The 10,663-nt window shown below is 70.3% G+C and carries 10 protein-coding genes; 1 reads left to right on the plus strand and 9 read right to left on the minus strand.

Annotation, left to right across the window (positions count from 1 at the left end; translation table 11 throughout):
- Nucleotides 1-16: 16 nt before the first annotated feature.
- Entirely contained in the window at nt 17-316 is a 300-nt protein-coding gene (locus QMG73_RS36030; RefSeq protein ID WP_281903384.1) for a hypothetical protein, read from the plus strand.
- Here the strand turns inward: QMG73_RS36030 and QMG73_RS36035 are convergent.
- The 9 genes from QMG73_RS36035 to QMG73_RS36075 form a co-directional block, all read right to left on the minus strand.
- Nucleotides 313-2,601 carry a primosomal protein N' family DNA-binding protein gene (locus QMG73_RS36035; protein WP_407676903.1) on the minus strand — a complete coding sequence of 763 codons (2,289 nt, stop codon included), beginning with the start codon at nt 2,599-2,601 and terminating at the stop codon, nt 313-315. The two genes, QMG73_RS36030 and QMG73_RS36035, sit on opposite strands and share 4 nt — an antisense overlap.
- Before the next feature lie 919 nt (nt 2,602-3,520).
- Nucleotides 3,521-4,714, minus strand: a complete 1,194-nt coding sequence (gene metK / locus QMG73_RS36040) for a methionine adenosyltransferase (protein ID WP_281903385.1) — start codon at nt 4,712-4,714, stop codon at nt 3,521-3,523.
- Nucleotides 4,715-4,751: 37 nt separating this feature from the next.
- Nucleotides 4,752-5,963 (minus strand): bifunctional phosphopantothenoylcysteine decarboxylase/phosphopantothenate--cysteine ligase CoaBC, encoded by a 1,212-nt coding sequence (coaBC, locus tag QMG73_RS36045; RefSeq protein ID WP_281903388.1) that lies wholly within the window; start codon nt 5,961-5,963, stop codon nt 4,752-4,754.
- 4 nt (nt 5,964-5,967) lie between these two features.
- Nucleotides 5,968-6,231: a DNA-directed RNA polymerase subunit omega gene (rpoZ, locus tag QMG73_RS36050; RefSeq protein ID WP_281903390.1), complete on the minus strand. Its 264-nt coding sequence runs from the start codon at nt 6,229-6,231 to the stop codon at nt 5,968-5,970.
- Between the two features lie 10 nt (nt 6,232-6,241).
- Nucleotides 6,242-6,835, minus strand: coding sequence for a guanylate kinase (gene gmk, locus QMG73_RS36055; RefSeq protein ID WP_281903392.1), 594 nt, complete (start codon nt 6,833-6,835; stop codon nt 6,242-6,244).
- Nucleotides 6,836-6,867: 32 nt separating this feature from the next.
- Entirely contained in the window at nt 6,868-7,185 is a 318-nt protein-coding gene (gene mihF, locus QMG73_RS36060; protein WP_281903394.1) for an integration host factor, actinobacterial type, read from the minus strand.
- 168 nt (nt 7,186-7,353) lie between these two features.
- Complete coding sequence (pyrF, locus tag QMG73_RS36065) at nt 7,354-8,196, minus strand: orotidine-5'-phosphate decarboxylase (protein WP_281903485.1); 843 nt, start codon at nt 8,194-8,196, stop codon at nt 7,354-7,356.
- A 2-nt stretch (nt 8,197-8,198) separates the two neighbouring features.
- Entirely contained in the window at nt 8,199-9,479 is a 1,281-nt protein-coding gene (locus QMG73_RS36070) for an adenosylmethionine--8-amino-7-oxononanoate transaminase (protein ID WP_281903397.1), read from the minus strand.
- Nucleotides 9,480-9,620: 141 nt separating this feature from the next.
- Nucleotides 9,621-10,637, minus strand: a complete 1,017-nt coding sequence (locus QMG73_RS36075; RefSeq protein WP_281903399.1) for a quinone-dependent dihydroorotate dehydrogenase — start codon at nt 10,635-10,637, stop codon at nt 9,621-9,623.
- Nucleotides 10,638-10,663 lie beyond the last annotated feature (26 nt).

Raw genomic sequence — 10,663 nt, forward strand, 5'->3', positions numbered from 1 at the left:
GACTGGAGGTAACGCTATGGAGTTCATCCAGCTCATCGAGTACGAGACCGACAACGCCGACGAGATGCGGCGGATGGCCGAGGAGTGGCGGGCCAAGGGCCAGCCCAACGACGGAGGCCCGACCCGGATCACGGTCTGTCACGACCGGGAACGCCCCGGCCACTACGTGACCATCGCCGAGTTCCCGTCGTACGAGGTCGCGATGGCCAACAGCAACCGCCCCGAGACGCACGAATTCGCGACCCGGATGGCGGAGCTGTGCAAGGCCCCGCCGACATTCACCAACCTCGACCTGGAATCGCGCGAGGAGTTCTAGAAAAGATCGTGCGGGTCGACCTGGATCCGCACCGGCTGGGCCGCCTTGCGGGCGGTGCGCACTCCCGCTGCCTCGTGCAACGCTTGGGCCAGTGCCGCCGCCCGCCCCCGGCGCACCCGCACCAGCATGCGCTCCCCGTCGTCGACCGGCACCGGGCCGAGCAGCTCCGCGCCCTCCGGCAGGCGGGCGGCGGCGAGCAGGTCGGCCACCGCCTCCGGCGGCCCGGTCAGGCTCGCCATCCTCGCCGCCGGCGGAAAGCCCAGCTCGCGCCGCTCGGCGAGCTCGCGAGCCGCGTGCCAGGCGGCGTCCCAGCGCAGCAACGCCTGCACGACCGGCAACGCGCCGTCGGTGGCCACCACGACGCGACCACCGGGCCGGGCGAGGGCCGCCGCGTTCATCCAGCGCCGCAGCGCCTCTTCGGTGGCGCGCAAGTCGGCTCGGGTGAGCAACGCCCACGGATCGAGCAGCAACACCGCCCCGAAACCCCCCTCGGCAAGCGGCTCGGCGCCGGGCGTGGCCACCACGACCGCCGCCCCGCCGGGCACGGTCGACAGCACCTCTTCGCGGCCCGAGGTCCGCACGGGCACGCCGGGGAACGCGCGCCCAAGTTCTTCCGCTGTCCGTCGAGCACCGATCACCGCGGCACGCAGCCGCCGTCCACCACAGCTTGGGCAGCTGTACGCGGCCGCGACCCTGCCGCACCAATGGCAGGCTGGAGGGGCGTGCGAGGAGCGCAGCGCGAGCGGCCCCGAGCAGTGGGCACAGCGTGCCGGGGTGCGGCAGTCAGCACAGGCGACCGAGGGCAGATAACCTCGCCGGGGCACCTGCACGAGCACCGGCGCGTCATCTTTGAGCGCATGCCGGGCGGCCTCCCAAGCGACGCTGGGCAGCCGAGCGGTGGCCGCGGCGGGATCACGTGCCAGCTGCGCGTCATCGCCCGCGGGCACCACCTGAGGCGCCCGCGTCCGCAACGTCTCCCGGGGCGGCACAATCTCCTTGGCCCAGCCGGTCTCGACCAGCAGCTGCGCCTCGCCCGTGCGGGTGTACCCAGCCACGAGCGCACCGGCACCCGCGAGCTGCGCTCGGGTCAGCAACACTTCGCGAGCGTGCGGGTACGGCGAGCGGGGCTCGGAGTGCAGGTCGTCGCCGTCGTCCCAGATCGCCACCAGCCCCAAGTCGGCCACCGGGGCGAACATGGCCGCCCGGGTGCCCACCACGACAGGTACCCGCCCGCGGCTGGCAGCGAGAAACGCCCGGTACCGCTTGGCGGGCCCGAGCGCGGCGGACAGCGCGACATGCTTTCCTGGGCCGAGCGTGGCCGTGAGGGCGGCGTCGAGCCTCTCCAAATCCCGCGCGTCCGCGACAACGGCAACAGCACCCCGCCCCCCACTGACCGTGGCGCCGATGGCTTCGGCGATGCGGGCCGCCCAGTCCTCCGAAGGCATCGCCGACCACACGGCCCGCGGTGCGGCGCCATCGGCGAGCGCCCTGAGATACCCGCCGGCTCGATACGCCTCCCACCCAGCCGAACTGAACCGCGGCCCAGCCCCCTCAGCCGCGCCCCCCTCAGGCACGGCATCCCCCGGCACCGCGCTTCCCGGCACTGCGATCTCGGGCGCGGCGCTTCCTCGCACGGCGCTCTCGGGCACGGCGCTCTCGGGCACGGCGCTCTCGGCCCCGCTCCCCGGCACCGGCCCCTCGGGCACGGCATCGTCCGGCACCGCGCTTCCCGGCGCTGCGCTCTCCGGCATGGCGCTCTCGGACGCCGCGCTCCCGGGCGCCGCGCTCTCGGACGCCGCGCTCTCGGACGCCGCGCTCTCGGGTGGCTCGTCCGGCGTCGTGGGCGCGGCGAGTGCTGGCGTGGTTGCCTCGGGCGCGGCACCCGCGGGTCGCACGGCGAGCGCCGCCGACTCCTCCCCCTCGACCCGGGCGTGGCGCGGCGGGATCGCCAGCCGCAGGACATCGGCGAGGTTGCCGGCATAGCGGTCCGCCACGGCCCTGGCCAGTCGGGCCACCTCGGACGTCAGTACCACCTCTGCCGAGACCAGCCGTTCGATGTACGCCAGCTTGCCACCGTGGTCGGATGCCTCGACGCGCTCCAAAATCCAGCCATCGACGAGCTGGCGCGCGAACCGAACCCGCACCCGCGTGCCCGGCTGGGCCGTCTCGGCCATGTCGGCCGGCACAAGATAGTCGAACGGCCGATCGAGATGCGCGAGCGGCACGTCGACGCAGACCCGCGCCACCGGAAGGTGCTCGCACGGTTCGCGCGTCCTGGCTGCCACGCGCCTATCCTCCCGCGCCCCGCCGACCACGCGAGCGCCCCCACCCGCGCGTCGCGCCCCACCGGGCGTGTCGCCCACACCCGCCCCGCGCCCATCCCCGCCCGGCGCCCGACCCGTCGATCAAGGGCGAATGCACGTAGTTGGATCTCTTTCCGCGTGTGTTTGCCCTTGATCCGTGCAGATCTCCTTGATCGGCGCGTTGGGTTAGCGTTGCGGCGCTGAGTCAAGGCTCCGACGCGCACGACCCAGACCCTCGCGGCCCGCGCCACGACCGCCCGATTCCAGCTATGCCCGCCGACATCTTGAACAGTTATTGCTGCTCTGGCAGCAATAACTGTTCAAGATGTCGGCGAATGAACCACCCTTGACGGCGGTCCGGCTCGCTTAACTCAACGGCGTTGTCTCCTTGATCGGCGCCGGCCCCGGCGCCACTTGGCGCCGCCCACCAACCGGATTGTCCCGATCCGCGTAGCGGATCTCTCGAGCTGTGAACGTTTATGGCTGCTGGAGCAGCCATAAACGTTCACAGCTCGCCGTGGAACGGCGACCGCGACACCTGGCCCGCGCCCTCAACTCCAAGATCTGGCTCTCCACGCACGGGACCTACGCCCTGCGCCGCAAACAACGCCGCCTCATTCGCGATGCCGTCCCGGCACAGCGCCAAGCCACCGCCAACCGCGACGATCAAGGGCATTCCCAACGATCAAGGGCAAACACACGCGGTTTTGAGATCGAACCACGTGCATTTGCCCTTGATCGACGTGCAGAGGGCGCCCGTGGCGCCCGCAGCGCCCCGCGGCGCCCGCGGCGCCCGGCGGCGCGCCACGCGTGACGCGCCCCGCGGCGCCCGCAGCGCGCCACGCGCATGCGAGGCCCGCGTACGCGCCAAGCGCGACGCGCGCGCACGGTGCGGTGGGCGCTAGGCGCCGGCGGCGGACTTCAGGTCGGCGGCGCGGTCGGTGTTCTCCCAGGTCAGGTCCGGCAGCTCGCGGCCGAAGTGGCCGTACGCAGCCGTCTGCTGGTAGATCGGGCGCAGCAGGTCGAGGTCGCGGATGATCGCGGCCGGACGCAGGTCGAAGACCTCGCCGATCGCCTTCTCGATCCGGTCGACCGGCACGTTCTCGGTGCCGAACGTCTCGACGAACAGGCTCACCGGGTGCGCCTTGCCGATCGCGTACGCCACCTGGGTCTCGCAGCGCTCGGCCAGGCCGGCGGCCACGACGTTCTTGGCGACCCAGCGCATCGCGTACGCGGCCGAACGGTCGACCTTCGACGGGTCCTTGCCCGAGAAGGCGCCACCGCCGTGCCGGGCGTACCCGCCATAGGTGTCAACGATGATCTTGCGGCCGGTGAGGCCGGCGTCGCCCATCGGGCCGCCGATCTCGAAGCGACCGGTCGGGTTGACCAGGAGGCGGTAGCCCTCGGTGTCGAGGCCGAGGCCCTCGAGCTCCGGCGCGATCACGTGCTCGCGCACGTCGGGCGTGAGCAGCGACTCGAGCGAGATGTCGGCGGCGTGCTGGCTAGAGACCACCACGGTGTCGAGCCGCACGGGGCGCAGCCCGTCGTACTCGATGGTCACCTGGGTCTTGCCGTCCGGCCGCAGGTACGGAATCGTGCCGTCCTTGCGCGCGGCCGACAGCCGCCGGGCGAGCCGGTGCGCGAGTGCGATCGGCAGCGGCATCAGCTCGGGCGTCTCCTGGCACGCGAAGCCGAACATCATGCCCTGGTCGCCGGCGCCCTGCGAGTCGAGCGCGCTCTCCGAAGAGCCGCTGCGCAACTCGATGGCGCTGTCGACGCCCTGCGCGATGTCGGGCGACTGCGAGCCGATCGAGACACTCACGCCGCAGGACGCGCCGTCGAAGCCCTTCTTGGAAGAGTCGTACCCGATGCCGAGGATCGTCTCGCGGACGATCGACGGGATGTCCGCGTACGCCTTGGTGGTCACCTCGCCGGCCACGTGCACCTGGCCGGTGGTGATCAGCGTCTCTACCGCGACCCGGCTGCGCGGGTCCTGGGTGAGCAGCGCGTCGAGAATGCCGTCGCTGATCTGGTCAGCGATCTTATCCGGGTGACCCTCCGTGACCGACTCGGAGGTGAACAGGCGGCGTGCCACGGTGCTCCTTACATGTCGTCTATTTGTTCGGCGCAGTCTAGCCAGAGGTTGTTAAGCGGGTCGCCACCAGATTCAGTACGGCGTCGGCGACGGCGTCTTTGGGCTGCTCGGGAAGCTCTGTCACGGCGCCATCGACGTCCAGCACAGTAACGGAGTTGGCGTCGGCGCCGAAGACCCTGTCGACGCCAACCTGGTTGAGCACGATCAGGTCGGCACGTTTGCGTGCCAGCTTCGCGCGGGCGTTGGCCAGCGCCTCCGTGCCATCGGCCGTCTCGGCGGCGAAGACCACGAGCACCTGGCCGGGGCGCTTGCGCTCGCCGAGCTCGGCGGCGATGTCGGGATTGGTGGCCAGGGCGAGCACCGGGGCGGTGCCGTCGTCGGCCTTCTTGATTTTCGTGGACACGTACTCTGCCGGCCGGAAGTCTGCCGGTGCGGCGGCCATGACGACCGCGTCGGCGTCACCGGCCGCCTCGACGGTCGCTTTGCGCAACTCTTCGGTGCTGCCGACGCGTACCAGATCGACGCCCGCGGGATCCGGAAGGCCGACGTTGGCGCTGACGAGGGTGACCCGGGCGCCACGGGCGACTGCGGCACGCGCGAAGGCGTACCCCTGCTTGCCCGAGGAACGGTTCCCCAGGAACCGGACCGGGTCGAGCGGCTCGCGCGTGCCCCCGGCCGTGACCACGACGTGCCTGCCCGCGAGGTCCGGCGACGTGAGCCCGCGCGCCAGGATCCGCGACGCGAGCGCGAAAATCTCGGACGGCTCGGGGAGGCGGCCCTTGCCGGAGTCGGCGCCGGTGAGGCGCCCGACGGCGGGCTCGATGACGATCGCGCCGCGGGCCCGCAGCGTCGCGACGTTGGCCGCGGTGGCGGGGTTTTCCCACATCTCGGTGTGCATGGCCGGCGCGTACACGATCGGGCAGCGCGCGGTGAGCAGGGTATTGGTCAGCAGATCGTCGGCCAGACCGTGAGCGGCCTTGGCGAGCAGGTCAGCGGTGGCCGGCGCCACGACCACCAGGTCGGCGCTCTGGCCGATGCGCACGTGCGGCACCTCGTGGACCGCCGACCACACGTCGTCGGCGACCGGCTGGCCGGAGAGCGCAGCCCACGTCGGGGCGCCCACGAACCGCAGCGCGGACGCCGTGGGCACCACTCGGACGCGGTGGCCGGACTCGGTGAGCAGGCGCAGCAGTTCGCAGGCCTTGTAGGCGGCGATCCCGCCACCTACACCGAGGACGACCGTCGACACAAAATCAGGGGGCTTCGGACGGCTCGGCCGTGAGCAGGCCAGCGTTGATCTCGCGAAGCGCGATGGAGAGCGGCTTTTCCTGCGGGGTCGTCTCGACCAGCGGACCCACGTACTCCAGCAGGCCCTCACCGAGCTGGCTGTAGTAAGCGTTGACCTGGCGCGCCCGCTTGGCAGCGAAGATCACCAACGCGTACTTGGACGTGGTCTTCTCGAGAAGCTCGTCGATCGGCGGGTTGGTGATGCCTTCGGGATTGGCGACGGAACCCAACGTGAAGTCCTTAGTCAGCTCGTAGCGGGGTTAGAAATGATGAACCGAGCAAGCTTACCAGTTCGTCAGCGGCACGCTCGACGTAGTCGTTGACCACCGTCACATCGAACTCGCGCTCGGCGGCGAGCTCCTCGTCTGCGTGAGCCAACCGGCGGCGGATGGTCTCTTCGTCGTCGGTGCCGCGACCGACGAGGCGGCGCTTGAGCTCCTCGACGCTCGGCGGCGCGAGGAACACCAGCTGCGCCTCGGGCATCGCGGCACGGACCTGCCGGGCGCCCTGCAGGTCGATCTTGAGCAGGACAGGCTCGCCCTCGCGCAGCCGCGCCTCGACCGGCCCGCGTGGCGTGCCGTAGAGGTTGCCGGCGAACTCGGCCCACTCCAGCAGCTGACCGCTGGCGATCATCCGCTCGAATTCGGGCCGGTCGGCGAAGAAGTAGTGCACGCCGTCGACCTCGTAGTCACGCATCTTGCGGGTCGTGACCGAAACGGACAGCCACACCCACGGCGAGCGCGCCCGGATCAGCTCGATCACGCTGTCCTTGCCGACTCCAGAGGGGCCAGACAGGACGGTGAGGCGAGCTGCCGGGCGCGCGTCGTCTTCCATGCTCACTGCTTGTTTCTACACGGTGCAGTGGATCAGTTAGAAGCGAACTCCCCCAGCAACGCCTTACGCTGCTGTTCGCCGAGTCCGCGAAGGCGCCGGCTGTCGGCAATCTTGAGCTTCTCCATGATCTGGGTAGCCCGGATCTTGCCGATACCAGGGAGCGCCTGGAGCACAGCCGAGACCTTCAGCTTGCCGACGACATCATCGGACTCGGCCCGTTCGAGCACGGCGGCGAGGGTGGTCTTGCCCTGCTTGAGCTGATCCTTCAGCTCAGCGCGGGCCTTGCGGATCTCCGCGGCCTTTTCCAGCGCGGCTGCACGCTGTTCGGGGCTCAATGACGGGAGCGGCACCAGTTCTCCTCAGGTCCCTATCGCGACGGTGCACCACCGCCGCATCTGTGAAACATGGTGTGGCCCGGAACCAAAGGGGCATGTGATTCCCGGCGCCGGGAAAACTAGCGGGCAGCGACGTTTTCGGCAACGTCGGCGCGCCATGATCACGCAATCGTGACGCCGCCATCACCCACCGGCGCTGGCCAGCACGCCCCGGCACTCGGCCAGTACCCGGTCAACGGCGGTCCGCAAACGTTCGGTGTCCGGGCCACTACCGAGGACTTCCCGGGAGTACGACGGCAACACGGCCGAAACATTTTCGGGAAAGATTTCACGGAGATCATTTGCAGTCCCGCCCTGCGCTCCGAGACCCGGAGCGAGGATCGGTCCGCCCAGCTTCGACAGGTCCAAACCGGTCTTTCCGACCGTCGCGCCAATCACCACACCAAAGCTCCCAAGCGGCTTCACACCCCCGTTGAGCTGGGAAATCTCATCGATCACGGTCTGCGCGACCGTGCGACCGTCGCTCCCGACCGCGCGCTGGACCGACGCACCCTCCGGGTTCGAGGTGAGCGCGAGCACGAAGACGCCGGCCCCATGCTCGGCCGCCTTCTCGAACATCGGCGCCAGCGAACCTACTCCCAGGTAGGGGCTTGCCGTGACCGCGTCGACATACAAAGAGCTGGATGGTTCTAGGTACGCGTCGGCGTACGCGCGGACCGTGGAACCGATATCTCCGCGCTTCACGTCGAGCAAGACAAGACAACCGAAATTTTTAAACTGTCGGATAGTTGACTCAAGGATGGCGACCCCCCGCGAGCCGAATCGCTCGAAGAAGGCGGACTGCGGCTTCACCACCGCGACCCGGTCGGCGAACGCCTCGACGGTCACCTCGCAGAAGCGCGCGAGCCCGTCTGGGCTGTCCGGAAGACCCCACTTCTCCAGAAGTGCCGAGTGTGGGTCGATCCCCACGCACAGCGGTCCCCGCTCGTCCATGGCCCGCCGCAGCCGGGCGCCGAAGCTCTCCACCGTCATCCCTCTCTGGTCGCCGCGGCCACCCCACGGGCGATGCGCGCGAGATCGTCGTCGTCCGCCACATAGGGCGGCATCGTGTAGATCAGATCGCGGAACGGGCGCAGCCACACGCCCTCCCGCACAGCCGCCGCCGTAGCGGCCGCCATGTCGACCGGATGGTCCAACTGCACCACCCCGATCGCACCGAGCACCCGGACGTCCAGAACCCCCGGCGCGCCCGCCAGCGGCCCCAGGCCGGCCCGGAGCCCCGCCTCTATGCGCTTCACCTCACCCGCCCACCTTCCGTCGCTCAGAAGGCCAATGGAGGCGCTCGCGACGGCACACGCGAGCGGGTTCCCCATGAACGTGGGCCCGTGCGCCAAGACGGGCACCTCGCCACGCGAGATGCCGGCGGCGACCTCGGCGGTGCACAAGGCCGCGGCCAGGCTCAGGTAACCGCCGGTCAGAGCCTTGCCGACGCACATGATGTCCGGGGACACCGCGGCGTGGTCGGCAGCGAAAAACGCGCCGGTACGGCCGAAGCCGGTCGCGATCTCATCGAAAATCAGCAGGATGTCGTACTGGGTGGTGACCTCGCGCAGCACCCTCAGGTACCCCGGACTGTGAAACCGCATCCCGCCGGCCCCTTGCACGACCGGCTCGACGATCACGGCCGCGAGTTCGTGTGCGTGCGTTTCCAGCGCTCTGCGGACGTTTTCGACGTATTCGTCCTCCACCGGAGCGTCGAACCCGTCCGGCGGCGCCGGCGCGAACACCTGCCTCGGCAGCACATCGCTCCACAGATGGTGCATGCCACCGTCGGGGTCGCACACGCTCATGGGGTGGAAGGTGTCCCCGTGGTACCCGCCCCGCCAGGTGGCGAGACGATACTTTCCCGGCCGGCCGCGCGAGCGCTGGTACTGCAACGCCATCTTGACCGCGACCTCCACGCTCACCGAGCCTGAGTCGCAGAGGAACACGTGCTCCAACCCGGCCGGCGTGACGTCGACGAGCGTCTTGGCGAGCGCGACGGCGGGCTCGTGCGTGAGCCCACCGAACATGACATGACTCATCCGCCCGAGCTGGTCGGTGACGGCCGCGTCGAGCACCGGATGCCGGTACCCGTGGATGGCCGCCCACCACGACGACATCCCGTCGACGAGCTCCCGCCCGTCGGCAAGCCTGATCCGCACGCCGGCGGCACTATCGACGACCAGCGGCGCAACGATCCCCGGCATGGGCCCATAGGGATGCCAGACATGCGCAAGATCGAGCGCACCGATCTCCTCAGGCGTCACGCCACACCCCTCCCCGCCGTTCGCGCCCTCCCGGCCGCGCGGGCCCTCCCCGCCGATCAAGGGCGAATGCACGTGGTTGGATCTCTTTTCCGCGTGCATTTGCCCTTGATCGATGCGATTGGCCTTGATCGGCGGGAGCGGTCATGGGCCGGCTCTGACCATGTCTCTGGCCGCCGCCGCTCGGGCGATCGCCCGTACCAGTGCCGGCCCGCGATATATGAAGCCGGTGTAGAGCTGCACCAGGGCGGCCCCCGCGTCGAAGAGGCGTGCGGCGTCGTCCGGGTCCAGGATGCCGCCCACGCCGATCACCGGCAGGGCGCCGGCCGTCTCGCGGTGCACGAACGACACCACTTCGCGGGCTCTCGCGGTGAGCGGCCGCCCCGACAGTCCGCCCGCTTCGTCGCGGTGCTGCGTGCCCTCGGGTACCCCTTCTCGGGACAATGTCGTGTTGGTCGCGATGACACCGGCCGCACCACGCTCGGTGCAAACCTGCAGCACCTCCGCGATCGCCTGCTCGGTGAGATCTGGTGCGATCTTCACGAGAACGGGGGGCCCTCCCACGAGCGCTCCGAGGAGCGCGTCGAGGTGCTCTCGGTCCTGAAGCGCGCGCAATCCCGGTGTATTAGGTGACGACACGTTCACCGCAATGTAGGCCGCGTGCTCGCGCACGGCCTCGTACGACGCCACATAGTCGGCCACCGCCTCGTCCAGCGGAGTGACCTTCGACTTCCCCAACGAAATCCCGAGCGGCACGCCGACCGGCGCGAGCCGGGTCGCCAGCGCCGCCGCGCCCTCGTTGTTGAAGCCCATCCGGTTGATCACGGCTTCGCTGGCCGGGAGGCGGAAGAGGCGGGGCCGCGGGTTGCCCGGTTGGGGATGCGCGGTGACGGTGCCGACCTCGACGAACCCGAAGCCGAGCGCCGGCCACGCCGGTAAGGCGACACCGTTCTTGTCCATGCCGGCGGCCAGTCCGACCGGGTTCGGGAAGTCGACCCCGAAGACGCGCACGGGCGCCCGGACGGCGTAGCGCTTGCGCAGCCCGGCCAGCGCCCACCCCGGCAGGCCTGCGAGCCGCCGCAGCGTCCACTCGTGCGCCGACTCCGCGTCACCGCCCCCGACCCGGAACAGCGCCGCCCGCCCCAACCGATACCCGCTCACCGCGCCCACCCCACCAAATCGTGATC

Source organism: Phytohabitans aurantiacus, assembly GCF_027923225.1.
GTDB lineage: Bacteria > Actinomycetota > Actinomycetes > Mycobacteriales > Micromonosporaceae > Phytohabitans > Phytohabitans aurantiacus.

Excerpts from the sequence above, each read along its gene's own strand:
- QMG73_RS36030 (WP_281903384.1), top strand. The coding sequence starts at position 17 with ATGGAGTTCATCCAGCTCATCGAGTACGAGACCGACAACGCCGACGAG.
- gmk (WP_281903392.1), bottom strand. The coding sequence starts at position 6,835 with ATGGAAGACGACGCGCGCCCGGCAGCTCGCCTCACCGTCCTGTCTGGC.